Genomic DNA, 17,144 nt, shown 5'->3' on the forward strand with positions numbered 1-17,144 from the left:
GAGTTGCGGCCCCGTATCGAATGATGATGATCACCGGCGCCCTGCCTGCGGTCGGGCCCGGGGGAGCCTATCGCAACTGGTCTACACCAGTGTGCAACGGCCGCCAGGAGTCGCTTGTTCCCGGGAGGACGCCGATGAGTGCCGAGAGCGCCGCCGCGCCCGCACCCCCGGAGCGGAAGTGGTGGAGCGGGCTCCTCCCCGGGCTCCAGAAGATCGGCCGGAGCCTGCAACTGCCCGTTGCCGTCCTCCCGGCGGCGGGCCTGCTCATCGGCCTGGGCCGGCTCTTCGAGGCGTATCTGCACGGGGCGTTCTGGGACAGGACGTCGAACGTCCTGCTCAAGGCGGGCCTCGGCATCCTCGATCCCGCCCTCGGCCTTCCGCTGCTCTTCTGCATCGGTGTCGCCATCGGGTTCGCGAAGAAGGCGGACGGCTCGACCGCGCTCGCCGCCGTCGCCGGCTTCCTCGTCTACTTCAACGTCCTCAAGGCGTTTCCGATCGCCGGCTCGGTGACCGAGAAGACGCCGGACGGCATTCCGCAGAACCCCGGGGTGCTCGGCGGCATTCTGATCGGCCTGCTGACGGCCACGATCTGGCAGCGCTACCACCGCACCAAACTCGTCGACTGGCTCGGCTTCTTCAACGGCCGCCGCCTCGTGCCGATCATCATGGCGTTCGTGTGCTGCGCGCTGGGTGTGGTGTTCGGGCTGCTGTGGCAGCCGGTCGGGGACGCGCTCAACGCGTTCGGCGAACAGCTGATCGGCCTCGGCGCCTGGGGCTCGGGAATCTTCGGCGTTGCGAACCGGCTGCTGATTCCCATCGGGATGCACCAGTTCCTGAACGTCTTCTTCTGGTTCCAGGTGGGCGAGTACACGACACCCGGTGGCACTGTCGTCCAGGGCGACGTCAACCGCTTCCTCAACGGGGACCCGTCCGCGGGCCAGTTCACGTCCGGCTTCTTCCCGATCATGATGTTCGCCCTCCCGGCCGCCGCGCTCGCCATCACGCACTGCGCCCGCCCCGAGCACCGCAGGCGCGTGGGGGGCCTGATGCTCTCGGCGGCGCTGACGTCGTTCGTGACCGGCGTGACCGAGCCGCTGGAGTTCTCCTTCATGTTCGTGGCGCCGCTGCTGTACGGGCTCCACGCCCTGCTCACGGGCGCCTCGATGGCGATCACCTGGGCGCTCGGCGTCCACGCCGGCTTCGGCTTCTCGGCAGGACTCATCGACTACCTCGTCTACTGGCACCTGGACACGAAGCCGTGGTTGATCATTCCCATCGGCGCCTGCTTCGCGGTCGTCTACTACGTGCTCTTCCGTGTCGCCATCACGGCGTTCGACATCCCGACCCCCGGGCGGGAACCGGAGGAGGTCCAGGAGGAGCTGGAGAAGGACGCCACCAAGCCGTAGGTGCGCCGTCTCCTCTCCCCGGCCAGGGACAGGGAGACGGCGATCGACAGGCCCTCGGATCCCGTGACCCGAGGGCCTTTGTCGGCATTGTCAGCTTATGACCCAGGCCACGGAATGCGCAGGTTCCTTATCTCAGCCTCACGTGCTACAACAGGTCTACACCTCTCAATGGTGTAGACCACGCGGTCCGAACCAACCACCGCGTTCCCCCCTGAGACGCCGCCGTCCCCCTCTTTCCCCTGGTCCAGGGCGGCGCCTTGCCCACTGGAGGAAGTTGTGTCCACGGCCACCGCCACCACGGCGACGCCCGCCAAGAAATGGGGCTCCGGCCTGTTCCAGGGCCTGCAGAAGGTCGGCCGGAGTCTGCAGCTGCCCATCGCCGTGCTGCCGGCGGCGGGCATCCTGCTGCGCCTCGGCCAACCGGATGTGTTCGGTGCCGACGGCCTCGGCTGGGACAAGGTCGCCTCGGTGTTCGCCACCGCCGGTGACGCCGTCTTCGCCAACCTGCCGCTGCTCTTCTGCATAGGTGTCGCCATCGGCTTCGCCAAGAAGTCGGACGGTTCCACCGCACTCGCGGCCCTCGTCGGCTTCTTGGTCTACAAGAACGTCCTCACCGCGTTCCCGGTCACCGAAGCCGTGGTCAACACCACCGCGAACAAGGGTGTCGACGTCGCCGCGACGTACAACAACCCGGGGGTCCTCGGCGGCATCATCATGGGTCTGCTCTCCGCGGTCCTGTGGCAGAAGTACCACCGCACCAAGCTGGTGGACTGGCTCGGCTTCTTCAACGGCCGCCGGCTCGTCCCGATCATCATGGCGTTCGTCGGCGTGATCATGGGTGTCTTCTTCGGCCTCGTGTGGGAGCCGATCGGTGACGTCATCTCCGACTTCGGCGAGTGGATGACCGGCCTGGGGGCCGCGGGCGCCGGAATCTTCGGCCTCATCAACCGCGCGCTGATCCCGATCGGCATGCACCAGTTCGTGAACACCGTCGCCTGGTTCCAGATCGGCGACTTCACGAACGCGGCCGGCGAGGTCGTCCACGGCGACCTGCACCGCTTCTTCGCGGGTGACCCGAGCGCCGGTCTGTTCATGACGGGCTTCTTCCCGATCATGATGTTCGGCCTCCCGGCCGCCGCGCTCGCCATCGCGCACACGGCACGTCCGGAGCGCCGCAAGGCCGTCACCGGCATGATGGTCTCGCTCGCGCTGACCTCGTTCGTCACCGGTGTGACCGAGCCGATCGAGTTCTCGTTCATGTTCATCGCGCCGCTGCTGTACGTGATCCACGCCGTCCTGACCGCCCTCTCCATGGCGATCACCTGGGCCCTCGGTGTCCACGCGGGCTTCACGTTCTCCGCGGGTCTGATCGACTTCGGCCTGGGCCTGAACCAGGCGACGAACCCCTGGCTGATCATCCCGATCGGTCTGGCGTTCGCGGCGGTCTACTACGTGGTCTTCCGCTTCGCGATCACCAAGTTCAACCTGCCGACGCCGGGCCGTGAGTCCGACGAGGAGCTGGCCGAGATGGAGAAGGCCGAGGCCAAGTAGCCCGGCCGGGCAAGCACGTCGGAGCCCCCGCCCTCCCTGTGGAGGCCGGGGGCTCCGGTCATTCCGCCGCCGGTACGCACAGCACCGGCACCGTCGACAGATGCAGCAGCTTGTGCGTGGTCGAGCCCAGCAGGGCGCCGCGCATCGGGCTCTCGCCGTAGCTGCCGACAATGATCAACCGCGCGTCGTGACGGGCCGCCGCGTCCAGCAGTGCCTGCGCCGGGCGCTCGTCCAGGACTTCGACGGCCGTCGGTACGCCCGCCTCGCCGGCGGCCTCGACGGCGTGGGTCAGCGCGCACCGGCCCGCCTCGCGGACGGCCTCGTGGTGTGCCCGGTACTCCTCGCCCGCCGCTCCCGGGGCCGCGGCGCCGAAGACCAGCACGAGGGGCTCGCCGAAGGCCGCCGACACCTCGATGGCGACGTCCAGCGCCCGTGCGGCGCCCGGGGACTCGTCGTATCCGAGGACCACGGACATCCCAGGCCTCCTTCGGGATTCAGGACGGCTTCCTGCCGTGTACGGCGTCGGGGTCGCACACACCGGGACGCTCACGCCAGAACTCACCGGTCGACAGGCGGCGCGCGACCATGATGACCAGGCCCACGGCGATGACGACGATGCCGATGACGAGCGGCGGGCCGACGCCGAACCACGAGACGCCGCCCGCGGAGTTCGCGGGATCGGACATGTCGCCCACCGACACGACGAGCAGCCAGGCGAGCAGCCCGGCGCCGATCAGCGGGCCCGCTCCGATCAGCAGAAAGCTGCGGACGCTCTCGGTGAGATGGCGGCGGTAGTAGACGGCGCAGGCGACGCCGGTGAGCGCGTAGTAGAAGGCGATGAGCAGCGACAGCGCCGTGAGGGAGTCGAGGAGCGCGTTCTCGCTGATCCGGCTGACAAGGAGGTACCAGGCGATGGCGACGACGGCGACGCCCCACGTACTCACATGCGGTGTGCGGAACCGCGGGTGGATGCGGGCGAACACCGACGGCAGCGCGTGCCGCCGGGCCATCGACAGGGCCGTGCGCGACGCAGGGATGATCGTCGTCTGCGTCGAGGCGAGCGCGGATGTCGAGACCGCGAACAGCACGACCCAGTCCCAGCCGCCCATCACCTGACCGGCGAGCATGGCGAAGACGAACTCCTCCTCGTCGGCGTTCTCGGCCAGGTAGGTCGGTCCCGCGTAGGCGACGACCGCGAAGGTGACGGACAAGTACGTCACGAGCAGCACGACCGTCGACCAGACACCGGCCCGGCCAGGGGCGCTCTCGGAGTGCTTGACCTCCTCGGTCAGATTGACCGCGGACTCCCAGCCCCAGTACATGAACACGGCCAGGAGCAAGCCCCCGGTCAGCGCCGCGCCGCCGGCCCCGAACGGGTCGAGCCAGGTGATCTCGGGTCTGATCGGGTCCAGCGTGCCCGTGCCCGTGTAGACGCGGTAGATCGCCACGACGGCGAAGGCCAGCAGACTGGCGATCTGCGCCAGGATGAGGACGTTCTGGACGTGGGCGGACGCCTCGGTGCCGATGACGCAGATGGCCGTCATCACGAGGATGACGGCCACGGTGAGCGACTGACGGACGAGATCGTTCGCCGCCCAGTTGTCGAGGCCGACGGTGAGCAGTCCGAAGCCGACGGCGACGTCGGCGAGCGAGCCGACCACCAGCACCCCGGTCATCATGATCGCCCAGCCGCCGAGCCACCCGAGCCAGGGCCCCATGGCCCGGGTGACCCAGGAGAAGGTCGTACCGCAGTCCTGGTCCACCCTGTTGAGATGGAAGAAGGCCGACGCGATCAGCAGCATCGGCACGAAGGACGTGAGGACCACGCCGGGGGCGTAGATGCTCACCAGCGCCACGACCGGGCCGATGACCGCGGCCAGGGAGTAGGCGGGCGAGGTGGAGTTGATACCGATGACGAGCGCGTCGACGAAGCCGATCGCGTTGTGCTTCAGCTCCCCCGGCCCCTCCTCGTGGCTGTGCGCACTGGGCGGGGGCGGGCGCGTGTCCGCGACGTCATCGGCCATATCTCCTCGCAGATCAGGACGATGTGTCCGGCTTTGAGCGATCTTACCGGGGCGAGGCGTCCGTGGCCTGGGGAGAGGAGTCCCAGCCGTCAGATCTCGTAGACCGCTCCCGCCACCGCCAGCTCGACCGGGCCGTCGTACACCGCGCGGGCGTCCGCCAGGTTGCGCTCGGCGTCCGTCCAGGGCGGGATGTGTGTGAGGAGGAGACGGCGCACCCCGGCGCTGGCGGCGTGCGCCCCGGCCTCCCGGCCGTTGAGGTGGAGGTCGGGGATGTCCTCCTTGCCGTCGGTGAAAGCGGCCTCGCAGAGGAAGAGGTCGGTGCCGTCGGCGAGGTCGACGAGCGCGTCGCAGACGCCCGTGTCGCCGGAGTACGTGAGCGACTTCCCGCCGTGCTCGATGCGGATGCCGAAGGTGTCCACAGGGTGCGCGACCTTCTCCGTACGGATGGAGAAGGGGCCGATCTCGAAGGCGCCCGGCTTGAGCGTGTGGAAGTCGAACACCTCGCTCATCGACTTGTCGGAGGGGGTGTCCGCGTAGGCGGTGGTGAGGCGCTGCTCGGCGCCCTCCGGCGCGTAGACCGGGAGGGGCTCGCAGCGGCCGCCGTCGTGGCGGTAGTAGCGGGCCACGAAGTACCCGCACATGTCGATGCAGTGGTCCGCATGCAGATGACTGAGAAAGATGGCGTCGAGGTCGTAGAGACCGATGTGGCGCTGCAGCTCGCCGAGGGCGCCGTTGCCCATGTCGAGGAGCAGCCGGAAGCCGTCGGCCTCTACGAGGTAGCTCGAGCAGGCCGATTCCGCAGACGGGAACGACCCCGAGCAGCCGACGACGGTGAGCTTCATTGAGCTTGGACCTCCGTGGACGGTCGTCCGTGGACGGGAAACGGGGAGGGCTGAGGGCAGCGCGGAAGAGCCTCGTGCGGTTTGTCGAGCGTAAGGCGCGAAAGGGTCGCCCGCTCCTTCGCGGCAGCTCGTTGTGGGGGAACTCACCTGCCCTGTCACCGGATAGGGCGAGGTACGGCGGGTGTGTGCGAGCTCGGACGGGGCGTGTGGGGGGCGGGTGGCAGAAGATGCGCCCCGGGTACGGTCGGGGTATGGACACGTCCTGGTGGCTCGCGCTCGGCGCGGTGGTGGTGATCGCGCTGGTGGCCGCGGTGGGGCGGGGGCGGCCTTCGGGCCGGCCGTCCGGGAGGCCGCGCGGGCGCGAGGAGCGGGGCCGGGGCCCGGGGCGGCCCCATGGCCGGCGCCCGGCTCCGGGTCGTCCGGCTCCCGGCCGCCCGGCCGGGAGCCGGGCGAGATCTGGTGGGCGGACGTCCCCTACGAGGACGGGCCCGGCTCCAAGGACCGGCCCTGCCTCGTCCTCCGCGTCCACGGCGGGTCGGCCCGCGTCGCCAAGATCACCAGCAAGTACCACGACGAGCGTCCCGGTGTGATCGCGTTGCCGCCGGGGGCGGTGGGGAACACGCACGGGCGCCCGAGTTTCCTGGAGACGGACGAGCTGCGGGAGGTCAGGGTGCGCGACTTCCGCCGGCGGGTGGGTGTGGTGGACCCGCTCCTGTGGGACCAGGTGCGACACCTGTCGCGGTGAGGCGACGGTCGAGGCCCCGGGCGCCCGCGGCAAGCTCTTCCCCTCCCCCGGGCCACCGGTCCCGCGCCTCTCGGTGCCGGGCACGTTCTCAGCCCGTCCGGTACTGGAGGACGGACACTCCGGCCGCCCCTCACTACCGGTACCGGGGCGCTCCCTACCCGTCCGGCACCGAGGACGGACACCACCCGGGGCGCGCCCGCGGTACCGGGGGCACATCGCGCACGGCGGTCAGGCCCAGAGCTGGCCCTGGAGGGTTTCGATCGCCGCCTCGGTGGTGGGGGCCGTGTAGACGCCGGTAGAGAGGTACTTCCAGCCGCCGTCGGCGACGACGAAGACGATGTCCGCGGACTCGCCCGCCTTCAGCGCCTTCTTGCCGACGCCGATCGCCGCGTGCAGCGCCGCGCCCGTGGAGACGCCCGCGAAGATCCCCTCCTGCTGGAGGAGCTCGCGGGTGCGGGTGACCGCGTCGGCGGAGCCGACCGAGAAGCGGGTGGTGAGGACGGAGGCGTCGTACAGCTCGGGGACGAAGCCCTCGTCGAGGTTGCGCAGACCGTAGACCAGGTCGTCGTACCGCGGCTCGGCGGCGACGATCTTCACGTCGGGCTTGTGCTCACGCAGGAAGCGGCCCACGCCCATGAGGGTGCCCGTCGTACCGAGGCCCGCCACGAAGTGGGTGACGGACGGCAGGTCGGCGAGGATCTCCGGGCCGGTCGTGGCGTAGTGGGCGCCCGCGTTGTCCGGGTTTCCGTACTGGTAGAGCATCACCCAGGACGGGTTCTGCCCGGCGATCTCCTTGGCGACGCGCACCGCCGTGTTGGAGCCGCCCGCCGCGGGGCTGGAGATGATCTCGGCGCCCCACATCGCGAGGAGCTGGCGGCGCTCCTCACTCGTGTTCTCGGGCATCACGCAGACGATGCGGTAGCCCTTGAGCTTCGCCGCCATCGCGAGCGAGATACCGGTGTTTCCGCTGGTCGGCTCCAGGATCGTGCAGCCGGGTGTGAGCCGGCCGTCCTTCTCCGCCTGCTCGATCATGTGGAGCGCGGGGCGGTCCTTGACCGAGCCGGTCGGGTTGCGGTCCTCCAGCTTGGCCCAGATGCGGACGTCCTCCGAGAGGGACAGCCGGGGCAGGCGGACCAGCGGTGTGTTGCCGACCGCTGCGAGCGGGGAGTCGTAGCGCATCCGGGATCAGACCATGCCGCCGGCCACGGCCGGCAGGATCGTGACGTTGTCGCCGTCACTGAGCTTGGTGGAGATGCCGTCCAGGAAGCGGACGTCCTCGTCGTTCAGGTAGACGTTCACGAAGCGGCGCAGCTGGTCGCCGTCGACGATGCGCGCCTGGATGCCCGCGTGCCGGCTCTCGAGGTCGGCGAAGAGGTCGGCGAGGGTGTCCCCGCTGCCCTCGACGGTCTTGGCGCCGTCGGTGTAGGTGCGGAGGATGGTCGGGATGCGGACCTCGATGGCCATGGCGTGGGCTCCTGTCGGGAGGACGTAAGTGCCTTACGTGAGTGACGTAAGGGGCGCGCGGCTCAGCCCCCGCGCGGGGGGTCGGTGCAGGGGATGGTGCGCTGGGGCCGTGGCTCAGACCGGACGGCGGTCCGCGCAGCACGTACACATGGCGCTGGCGAGGCGGCACAGGTCGACGTGCAGCCGCGCCACGAGCAGCGGCATGCCCGGCGTCTTCTCGCTCACGTCGTTCGAAACCATGCGCTCATCGTAACGATTCCCGGTCCGGCTCCCGGAATGTGATCTCGAATCGCGGACGTGATCTGTTCGCCAGACGGACGCCGTGCCCCTTCCGTGCGGCTCGGTACGCCTCAGTACGCCTCGACGACCTTGACGTCCTCCTCGGTGACCTCGCCCTCGACGATCCGGAACGACCGGAACTGGAACGGTCCCGCGTCGTCCGTGTCCGCCGTGGACACCAGGACGTAGTGCGCGCCGGGCTCGTTGGCGTACGAGATGTCGGTGCGCGAGGGGTACGCCTCGGTCGCCGTGTGGGAGTGGTAGATGATCACCGGCTCCTCGTCACGGTCGTCCATCTCGCGGTAGAGCTTGAGCAGATCCGCCGAGTCGAACTCGTAGAACGTGGGCGAGCGCGCGGCGTTGAGCATCGGGACGAAGCGCTCGGGCCGCCCCTCGCCCACCGGTCCCGCGACCACGCCGCACGCCTCGTCGGGGTGGTCCTCACGGGCGTGGGCGACGATCCGGTCGTACAGGGCCTGGGTGATGGTCAGCATGGTGACGAGAATAGGCGGACGGCACCCCGATCTGAGATCCGGGGACCGATGAGTGAGATCACGCCCGCGGCCCGGGGTCGGGGCGGGTCTCCGGCCCGTCGGGGCGGGTCTCCGGCAGGTCGGTGACGCTCTCCGGCCGGTCGGTGACGGCCAGCAGCGCGTGCACCGCGGTCTCCATCGCGCGGCGAGCGGCCTCCGGGTCGAGACCGCTGCTGCGCCAGTGGTGCCAGGCACCCCATGTGGTCACCGCGTCCAGCCCGTTGAGCAGGTCGGCCCCGCGCTCACCGGGCAGCCGGCCGAGCTCCACGGCGAAGACCTCGGTCAGCCTCCGGCGGGCGAAGTCCATGACCTGCCGAGTGGCCTCCTCGACGCGCTCGGAGGGGTTCTCCAGGCGCATCATCGTCAGCCGCGCCGGAGTGATCCACTCCAGGATCCGGGCTCGCTGCTCGGCGAGCGCCGCCACCCGCGCCTGCCGCGGCCCGTCCGTCGGCAGCGGCTTGATCTGCGCTGCGAGCTGGTCCAGTCGCCGGGCGATCGCGGTGTCCTGGAGCTGGGCCATGTCGGCGAAGTGATGGAACACCAGGCGCCGCGACACCCCGGCGCGCTCGGCGACCCGGTCCGCGGGGAACTGCGTCTCCCCCTCGTCCAGCAGCGAGAGCATCGCATCGGCGATCTTCTCGCGGGTCTGCCGCCCGCGCTCGGTGCGGCCGTCGGGCGCACCGCGGCGCGCCCGCTCCCGGGCGCCGTCGCGCTGTTCACGAGCGGCGCTCCGGGCACCATCCGGCGCCTGCGGGTGCGACTGCTTCACGTCGGGTCCTCCCATCCCTGCGTTGACATTGTTGCACTCCCGATGCAACCGTGCGGATTGCACGCCGAGTGCAATGACTTTCCGCCGGGATGCCCCTGGCGGACGACTGCGCGCGCCCGCCGCGCACGAGAGGGACGGCTTCCTGATGCTCCAGTCCGTAGGGCGCTGGTGCGCCCGCAGACCCAGACGGACCGTGGCCGCCTGGCTGTTGCTGCTCATCGCCCTGGCCGGCGCCGTAGGGGCGTTCGGAAGGGTCACCACCGAGGCCGTGACCATCCCGGGCAGCGACAGCCAGGCGGCCCGGGACGCGGCCCGGGCCTTCTCCGACGCGGCATCCGGCCGGCAGCCCGTCGTCCTGTACGCACCGCCGGGCGCCGCTCCCCTCACCGCCGCCGCGCAACGGGCGGTGGTCGAGGAGGCCGCGCGCGCCGTCGAGGACGTGGATCATGTCGTCGCCGTCACCACGCCCTACGGACCGGCGGGCCGTGGCGCCCTCAGTGCCGACGGCCGCACCGCCCGGCTCGTGGTCGAACTCGACGTCACCGGCCGGGACATCACGCCAGGCACCACCAGGAGCATCACCGACGCGGCCGCTCCGGCGACCACGGCCGGTATCGAGGTGACCCCCGGCGGCGATCTCGCCGCCGCCGCGGACAAGGGCACCACCGGCCACAGCGAGATCATCGGGCTCGCCGCCGCCTTCGTCGTCCTCGCCCTGGGCTTCGGCAGCCTGGTCGCGGCCGGGGTCCCGCTGCTCACGGGGACGATCGGCCTGGCCGTCTCCCTGTGTGCGATCGGCCTGGCGGGCCATCTGATGGACATGCCGTCCTCGGGCACCACGATCGCGGCGATGATCGGCCTCGGCGTGGGCATCGACTACACGCTCTTCTGTCTGACCCGGTTCCGTGAGCTGCGGGCGGCCGGGGTGGGGGTCGAGGACGCGGCGGCGCGCACCATGGCCGGCTCCGGCAAGGCCGTGGTGTTCGCGGGCAGCGCGGTGATCGCCGCGCTCACGGGGCTCGCGCTGGGCGGTCTGCCCCTGCTGCACGCACTGGCGCTCGCGCCGGGCATCGCCGTACTGGTCGCCATGGCCGCGACGCTCACCCTGCTGCCCGCCGCGCTCTCGCTGCTCGGGAAGCGGCTCACGCCCAGGGCGCGCGCAGCGGACACCTCGGGCGGCGAGCCGTCCGCTGCGGCGCTCGCCGGAGCGGGCCAGGACCGGCCCGGCAGCCAGAACCGGCCTCGCGGCTGGGGCCGTATCGCCGGGTTCGTCGCCTCGCGGCCGTGGCGCTGTCTGCTGGCCGCTCTCGCCCTGACCGGTGTGCTCGCCGCCCCCGCCGCACGGTTGACGTTCGGGCAGCTCGACGCGGGTGACAAGGCTGCCGGAACCGCGAGCCGCACCGCGTACGACCGGCTGGCCGACGCCTTCGGCCCCGGCGCCAACGGCCCCCTGCAGATCGTGTCCACGCTGCCCACCCCGGCATCCGGCCCGGGCGACGCCCGGATCACGGACGTCACCGCCGCCCTGCGCGCGACCCGTGGCGTCGCGGCCGTCGGGTCCGCGCAGACGGCAGCGGACGGCACAACCGTGCGCTGGCAGGTCACTCCCACCACCGCGCCCGGCGACCCGGCCACCGCCGAACTCGTGCACCGGCTGAGGGACGCGACCCTGCCCGAGGCCACCGCGGGCACCGGCCAGGTGACCCACGTGGGCGGCGTCACGGCCGCCCAGGCCGATCTGAACGAACGCCTGGCCCGGCGGATGCCGCTGGTCGTCGGCTTCGTCCTCGCCGTCGCGGCGCTGCTTCTGCTGGCGGCCTTCCGCTCCCCGGTCGTCGCGGTGAAGGCCGCCCTGATGAATCTGGTCTCCGTCGCCGCTTCCTACGGTGTGCTCACCGCGGTCTTCCAGTGGGGCTGGGGCGCGTCCCTGATCGGGCTCGAAGGTCCCGTGCCGATCCCCGGCTACGTCCCCCTGCTCATGTTCGCCGTGCTCTTCGGCCTCTCCATGGACTACGAGGTCTTCCTGCTCAGCGCCGTCCGCGCGGCCCATCTGCGCCATGCGGACAACCGGCGGGCCGTGATCGCCGGGCTCGCCGCGACCGGCCGGATCATCACCTCTGCCGCACTGATCATGGTCAGTGTCTTCCTCGGCTATCTGCTGTCCGACGACCCCGTGGTGAAGATGTTCGGCATCGGTCTGGCCACGGCCGTCGCGCTGGACGCCACGGTCGTCCGCGGCGTTCTCGTCCCGTCCACGATGGTCCTGCTCGGCCGCGCCAACTGGTGGCTGCCCCACTGGCTGGACCGGCTGCTGCCGCACATGGCCGTCGAGGACGACGGCCACGACCCGGCAGCTGCCGCTTCCGAGGCCGGCGGCACACCCCTGGCGGCCACCGGGAGCACGTCATGACCCGGGTCCTGACCCGAAGCCGCACGCGGCTGTTGTGGACGTCGCTCGCGCTGGGTGCCCTGCTCGCCGCGCTGCCGGTCGCCGACCGGATCGCCGCCGCCGTCGCCGAGAAGCGGCTGGCCGACCGGATCGCCGGGCGGCAGAGAGCCGTGGTCGGCACGCCGCGGGTGAGCATCGACGCCTTCCCGTTCCTGTTGAGCGCCTCGGAGGGAACGCTTCCCCGGGTGGTGGTACGGGCCGACGCCGTCACCGGGGAAGGGCTGCCCGTGCAGGCGTCGGTGGAGCTGCATGAAGTCGCCGAACGGTCCGGTGCGTACACGGCCGCTTCCGCCGAAGCACGGTTCACCGCTCCCTTCGGCTCCTTCGGGGCCGGTCTCGGTGAGGGCGCCTCGCTCTCCTCGGACGGGAACGGGCGCCTGCGCATCGACCGTGAGTACCTCGGCCTGCCGCTGACCGTCGTCGCCGAACTGCGGCTGGCCGGCCGCACCCTCACCGTGGTGCCCGTCGCCGCGTCGTTCGCGGGCCGTGCGGTCGACCCGGCCGGCCCTCGTATCGCCGGGGCCTTCGCCGGCCGGGAGCGGACCGTACCGGAGCTGCCTGCCGGGCTGGCACCGACCGCCGTCTCGGTCGGCGATGCGGGCGTGACGCTTCACGCCCGCGCGGACGACGTCCGGCCGGCATAGCCGCTGTCTCCGGGAGGGCGTCTCCGGAGGGGCGTGCCCGGAGCCGGACATCCGGCGGCCGGACATCCGGGCCCGGACACACGCATCGGGTCATGCCGGGCGAGGTGGCCCGGCATGACCCGATGACGTTACGAGCGAGCGCGCCGCTTGCTCGGCGGCTACTTGGCGATGTCCGCGTACTCGCGGGCCGGCGCGTCGGCGGCCTGGGGCTTGTTGCCCTTGATGACGAACCAGCCGATCGCCAGGGCAATGGCCCAACCCGCGCCCACGTAGAGGCTGATGCGGGAGTCCTTGTCGTACGCGATCAGACCGGTCACGAAGACCAGGAAGGCCAGGGCGATCCAGCTGCAGACCGTGCCACCGGGGGCCGGGAACGAGGAGGCGGGCAGCCGGCCGGCCTCGACCGCGCGGCGGTAGCGGATGTGGCTGATCAGGATCATCATCCAGGTCCAGATACCGGCCGCGGTGGCCACCGAGGTGACGTAGCCGAACGCCTTCTCCGGGACGATGTAGTTCAGCAGCACGCCGATACCCATGAGCGCGACGGAGACGGTGATGCCGATCGCCGGGGTCTTGCTGGCGGCCAGCTTGCCCAGCGCCTTCGGGGCCTCGCCGTTGGAGGCCAGGTCGCGCAGCATGCGGCCGGTGGAGTACATCCCGGAGTTGCAGGACGACAGGGCCGCGGTGAGGACGACGAAGTTGACGATGGCCGCGCCGGCCGGGATGCCGATCTTGGCGAAGGCGGCGACGAAGGGGCTCACGCCGGGGGCGAACTCGGTCCACTTGACCACGCACAGGATGACCGTGAGGGCACCGACGTAGAAGAGGGCGATCCGCCAGGGCAGCGAGTTGATGGCCTTGGGGAGGGTCTTCTCGGGGTTCTCGGACTCGCCGGCGGTGACGCCGACCAGCTCGACGGCGAGGTACGCGAACATGACGCCCTGCAGGGTCATGAGGCTGGAGCCGATGCCCTTGGGGAAGAAGCCGTCGAAGGCCCACAGATTGGAGACCTGGGCGGTGTCACCGGCGGCACTGAAGCCGAAGGTCAGCACGCCGAGGCCGATGACGATCATGCCGACGAGCGCGGTCACCTTGACCATCGAGAACCAGAACTCGATCTCGCCGAAGAGCTTCACCGAGATCAGGTTGGCGATGTAGAGGACGACCAGGAAGACCAGGGCCGTGACCCACTGCGGGACCGAGGGGAACCAGTAGTTGATGTAGATCGCCGCGGCGGTGAGTTCCGCCATGCCGGTCACGATCCACATCAGCCAGTACGTCCAGCCGGTGACGTACCCGAAGAACGGGCCGAGGAACTCGCGGGAGTACTCCGCGAAGGAGCCCGAGACCGGGCGGTACAGAAGCAGTTCGCCGAGCGCCCGCATGATGAAGAAGATCACCACGCCTGCGAGGGCGTACATGAGAATGAGGCTGGGTCCGGCCTTCGCGATGTTCGCGCCGGCTCCCAGGAACAGGCCCACGCCGATGGCGCCGCCGATGGCGATCATCTGGACCTGGCGAGGTCCTAGGCCTCGCTCGTAACCCTCGCTGGACGTTTCCGCGGCCTCATTGCCGTCATGCTTGTCGACCCGCACTGAGGTCATTGGTGAAGCGCCTTTCTCCATGCCGACCCGCGCCGTCTGCGTACGGCTGCGGACCAGGTCCTGATCCCCCCGGATATGGATTGAGTGCTACCGGCGGTCAGCCGGTCGAAGCGCCCCCGGGGACATGGGTGGCGTCCCCGGGCGGTCGTGAAGATTTATCACGGCCGCAACGATGATCGACGAGGGCGGATGTGGCGCACCACATAGGAAAAAGCGGACAAATACCCCAAGAGGTGGCGAAGTGGGGTAATCGAGTGATGGGATCGTTATCCGGAATTGAGCGTCCGCTGAGCGAACATGATCGTGCGGGACGGGTACGCGGCGATGACTCTGCGGTGCCGGGGCCACGGCGCCACGGACACCCCGGGTGTCACGACATCAGCGTCTCGACGAGCGTCTCCTGGAGCGCCCCGAGCCAGAGGTAGGCCATGACCATCGGCTTGCGCGGATCGGAGTCCGGCAGCCGGTACAGGTCACCGCCCTCGTCCTCGTCGGCGACCTCGAGACGGGTGCCGATGGTCAGCCGCAGGTCGTTGAGGGCGCCCAGCCAGTGCAGGGAGTCGTCGGCGGTCAGCTTGAGGACGGCGCCGCCCTCTCCCGTCGCGGTGAGCGCGTCGAGATTGCGGACGACGACGAGGGCGTCGTCGCGCTTGCGGGCGCGCAGATCGTTCTCCGTGTAACGCCTGAACTCGGCGGAGAACTCGCGGAGTTCGTCGTCCTCCTCCCCCTCGGGTCCGCCGTACGCATCCGGGAAGAGGCGCGCCAGCGCCGGGTCGGACGGCGGCTCGCTCGGGCCCTGCGTGAAGAGCGAGGCGAGCGGGTCCTCGCCCTTGGCGGGCTCGTCACCGGGGCCGATGAGCTCGAGCAGCTGCACGGCCAGCGAGCGCAGGATGGAGATCTCGACCTCGTCGAGCGCGACAGCGGCGCCGCCGCCGGGCAGCGCCTCGAAGTGTCCGGCCATCACACGCGGTCCTGGGAGAGCGTCGCCCACAGTCCGTAACCGTGCATCGCCTGCACGTCGCGCTCCATCTCCTCGCGACTGCCGCTGGAGACGACGGCGCGGCCCTTGTGGTGGACGTCGAGCATCAGCTTGTGGGCCTTGTCCTTGGGGTAGCCGAAGTAGGCCTGGAAAACATACGTGACGTAGCTCATCAGATTGACCGGATCGTTGTGGACGATTGTCACCCAGGGGACATCGGGCTCGGGTACGGCGAAGGTCTCCTCGGCCGACTGGGGACGTTCGATCTCTACGGGCGCAGTCACTCCACCCATGCTGCCATCCGAGGGGGCCTGTCGCACAAACGGCCCGGGCCGGATCGGGGACATCTCGTCACTCTGACGAAATTGGGGGTAGCATCCATTGCATGGCTGCAACGACGAGAGTGCGAGGTTGACCGTTGTGAACGTTGCGGATCTGGGACTGCCGGTGGACGTGCCGTCGACCGCGCTCTTCACCGACCAGTACGAGTTCACGATGCTCCAGGCGGCGCTGAGGGCAGGGACGGCCGACCGCCGTTCGGTGTTCGAGGTCTTCACCCGCCGGCTGCCCGACGGCCGCCGCTACGGCGTGGTGGCGGGCACCGGGCGCGTCCTGGACGCCGTCGAGAACTTCCGCTTCGACGAGGGCGTTCTCGGCTTCCTCCGTGACCAGCGGATCATCGACGGGCCCACGCTCGACTGGCTGTCCGGCTACCGCTTCAACGGCGACATCTGGGGCTACCCGGAGGGCGAGGCGTACTTCCCCGGCTCACCGATCCTCCGGGTCGAGGGCTCCTTCGCCGAGTGCGTCCTGCTGGAGACCGTGATCCTGTCGATCCTCAACCACGACTCGGCGATCGCGGCCGCCGCCTCCCGTATGTCGTCCGCCGCGGGCGGGCGCCGGCTCATCGAGATGGGCGCCCGGCGCACGCACGAGCTCGCCGCCGTCGCGTCCGCGCGCGCGGCGTACATCGGGGGCTTCCACTCCACCTCCGACCTCGCCGCCGGCTTCCGCTACGGCATCCCGACCGTCGGCACCAGCGCCCACGCCTTCACCCTTCTGCACGACACCGAGCGGGACGCGTTCCGTGCGCAGGTGGACTCACTCGGACGGGGGACGACCCTGCTCGTCGACACGTACGACGTCGCCGAGGCCGTCCGCACCGCCGTGGAGGTCGCCGGGACGGAGCTCGGGGCCGTGCGGATCGACTCCGGGGACCTGCTGCTGGTCGCCCACCGGGTACGCCACCAGCTGGACGAGCTGGGAGCCCGCAATACGAAGATCGTCGTCACGTCCGACCTGGACGAGTACGCGATCGCGTCGCTCGCCGCTGCGCCCGTGGACGCGTACGGCGTCGGCACGCAGCTGGTCACCGGCAGCGGACAGCCGACCTGCTCCATGGTCTACAAGCTGGTCGCCCGCGCGACCTCGGCCGATCCGGACGCCCCGCTGATCCCGGTGGCGAAGAAGTCGACCGGCGGGAAACTGTCCGTGGGGGGCCGCAAGTGGGCCGCCCGCCGGGTCGACGAGCAGGGCGACGCCGAGGCCGAGGTGCTCGGCACCGGCCCGGTACCGGAGGAGCTCGAGGACCGGCAGCTGCTGGTGGAACTGGTCAAGGGCGGCGAGATCGTCGCCCGCGAGCCGCTGGACACGGCGCGCGAGCGGCACATCGCGGCGCGCGAGCGGCTGCCGCTGTCGGCGGTCCAGCTGTCGCGCGGCGAGCCGGTGATCCCGACGGAATACATGTGAGGCGCATGAACAGCGGATGGCCCGAGAGACAACGACAGCGCCACTAGCAGGCAAATGCCCCCTCCCGCAAGGCGGTTGGAGTCTCTACCCTCAGAACATTGCCGCC

General features: G+C 70.5%; 16 protein-coding genes and 1 pseudogene. 6 read left to right on the forward strand and 11 right to left on the reverse strand.

All coding sequences use genetic code 11. The features are described 5' to 3' along the window. Positions 1-134 precede the first annotated feature (134 nt). Complete coding sequence (locus tag ABT078_RS29335) at positions 135-1,406, forward strand: PTS transporter subunit EIIC (RefSeq protein WP_351232902.1); 1,272 nt, start codon at positions 135-137, stop codon at positions 1,404-1,406. 276 nt (positions 1,407-1,682) lie between these two features. After that, positions 1,683-2,957 carry a PTS transporter subunit EIIC gene (locus ABT078_RS29340; protein WP_351232904.1) on the forward strand — a complete coding sequence of 425 codons (1,275 nt, stop codon included), beginning with the start codon at positions 1,683-1,685 and terminating at the stop codon, positions 2,955-2,957. A gap of 58 nt (positions 2,958-3,015) precedes the next feature. On the opposite strand, the gene ABT078_RS29345 is transcribed toward ABT078_RS29340, so the two are convergent. The 3 genes from ABT078_RS29345 to ABT078_RS29355 form a co-directional block, all read right to left on the reverse strand. Further along, on the reverse strand, positions 3,016-3,432 hold the full coding sequence (locus tag ABT078_RS29345; protein WP_351232906.1) for a universal stress protein: 417 nt from the start codon (positions 3,430-3,432) through the stop codon (positions 3,016-3,018). Positions 3,433-3,451: 19 nt separating this feature from the next. Then, positions 3,452-4,981 (reverse strand): APC family permease, encoded by a 1,530-nt coding sequence (locus ABT078_RS29350; protein WP_351232908.1) that lies wholly within the window; start codon positions 4,979-4,981, stop codon positions 3,452-3,454. An 89-nt stretch (positions 4,982-5,070) separates the two neighbouring features. Beyond that, positions 5,071-5,823 (reverse strand): MBL fold metallo-hydrolase, encoded by a 753-nt coding sequence (locus ABT078_RS29355; protein ID WP_351232910.1) that lies wholly within the window; start codon positions 5,821-5,823, stop codon positions 5,071-5,073. A gap of 251 nt (positions 5,824-6,074) precedes the next feature. Between ABT078_RS29355 and ABT078_RS29360 the strand changes: the two are divergent. Continuing rightward, positions 6,075-6,568: pseudogene (locus ABT078_RS29360) on the forward strand (type II toxin-antitoxin system PemK/MazF family toxin). A gap of 228 nt (positions 6,569-6,796) precedes the next feature. Here the strand turns inward: ABT078_RS29360 and ABT078_RS29365 are convergent. The 5 genes from ABT078_RS29365 to ABT078_RS29385 form a co-directional block, all read right to left on the reverse strand. After that, positions 6,797-7,747, reverse strand: a complete 951-nt coding sequence (locus ABT078_RS29365; protein ID WP_351232912.1) for a PLP-dependent cysteine synthase family protein — start codon at positions 7,745-7,747, stop codon at positions 6,797-6,799. Positions 7,748-7,753: 6 nt separating this feature from the next. Then, positions 7,754-8,032 carry a MoaD/ThiS family protein gene (locus tag ABT078_RS29370; RefSeq protein ID WP_351232914.1) on the reverse strand — a complete coding sequence of 93 codons (279 nt, stop codon included), beginning with the start codon at positions 8,030-8,032 and terminating at the stop codon, positions 7,754-7,756. A 114-nt stretch (positions 8,033-8,146) separates the two neighbouring features. Continuing rightward, the gene (locus tag ABT078_RS29375) at positions 8,147-8,272 is read right to left on the reverse strand and encodes a putative leader peptide (protein ID WP_351232916.1); all 126 of its coding nucleotides are present in this window, start codon (positions 8,270-8,272) and stop codon (positions 8,147-8,149) included. A gap of 110 nt (positions 8,273-8,382) precedes the next feature. Beyond that, on the reverse strand, positions 8,383-8,805 hold the full coding sequence (locus ABT078_RS29380; protein ID WP_351232918.1) for a M67 family metallopeptidase: 423 nt from the start codon (positions 8,803-8,805) through the stop codon (positions 8,383-8,385). Between the two features lie 58 nt (positions 8,806-8,863). Then, the gene (locus ABT078_RS29385; RefSeq protein ID WP_351232920.1) at positions 8,864-9,613 is read right to left on the reverse strand and encodes a TetR/AcrR family transcriptional regulator; all 750 of its coding nucleotides are present in this window, start codon (positions 9,611-9,613) and stop codon (positions 8,864-8,866) included. 73 nt (positions 9,614-9,686) lie between these two features. Between ABT078_RS29385 and ABT078_RS29390 the strand changes: the two genes are divergently transcribed. Both ABT078_RS29390 and ABT078_RS29395 read left to right on the forward strand, forming a co-directional pair. Further along, complete coding sequence (locus ABT078_RS29390; protein ID WP_351232922.1) at positions 9,687-12,023, forward strand: MMPL family transporter; 2,337 nt, start codon at positions 9,687-9,689, stop codon at positions 12,021-12,023. Further along, positions 12,020-12,706 carry an LmeA family phospholipid-binding protein gene (locus ABT078_RS29395; protein ID WP_351232924.1) on the forward strand — a complete coding sequence of 229 codons (687 nt, stop codon included), beginning with the start codon at positions 12,020-12,022 and terminating at the stop codon, positions 12,704-12,706. The genes ABT078_RS29390 and ABT078_RS29395 overlap by 4 nt, the downstream gene beginning before the upstream one ends. Positions 12,707-12,864: 158 nt before the next feature. Here the strand turns inward: ABT078_RS29395 and ABT078_RS29400 are convergent, their stop codons facing one another. The 3 genes from ABT078_RS29400 to clpS form a co-directional block, all read right to left on the reverse strand. Beyond that, positions 12,865-14,310, reverse strand: coding sequence for an amino acid permease (locus ABT078_RS29400; RefSeq protein WP_351232926.1), 1,446 nt, complete (start codon positions 14,308-14,310; stop codon positions 12,865-12,867). 370 nt (positions 14,311-14,680) lie between these two features. Then, the gene (locus tag ABT078_RS29405) at positions 14,681-15,271 is read right to left on the reverse strand and encodes a DUF2017 domain-containing protein (RefSeq protein ID WP_351232928.1); all 591 of its coding nucleotides are present in this window, start codon (positions 15,269-15,271) and stop codon (positions 14,681-14,683) included. Beyond that, positions 15,271-15,582 carry an ATP-dependent Clp protease adapter ClpS gene (gene clpS / locus ABT078_RS29410; RefSeq protein WP_351232930.1) on the reverse strand — a complete coding sequence of 104 codons (312 nt, stop codon included), beginning with the start codon at positions 15,580-15,582 and terminating at the stop codon, positions 15,271-15,273. Before clpS ends, ABT078_RS29405 begins: the two co-directional genes overlap by 1 nt. Before the next feature lie 127 nt (positions 15,583-15,709). Between clpS and ABT078_RS29415 the strand changes: the two genes are divergently transcribed. After that, on the forward strand, positions 15,710-17,038 hold the full coding sequence (locus ABT078_RS29415) for a nicotinate phosphoribosyltransferase (RefSeq protein ID WP_351232972.1): 1,329 nt from the start codon (positions 15,710-15,712) through the stop codon (positions 17,036-17,038). The last annotated feature ends 106 nt before the right edge of the window (positions 17,039-17,144 follow it).

The sequence above is a fragment of the Streptomyces sp. NPDC002133 genome (assembly GCF_040296405.1).
GTDB lineage: Bacteria > Actinomycetota > Actinomycetes > Streptomycetales > Streptomycetaceae > Streptomyces.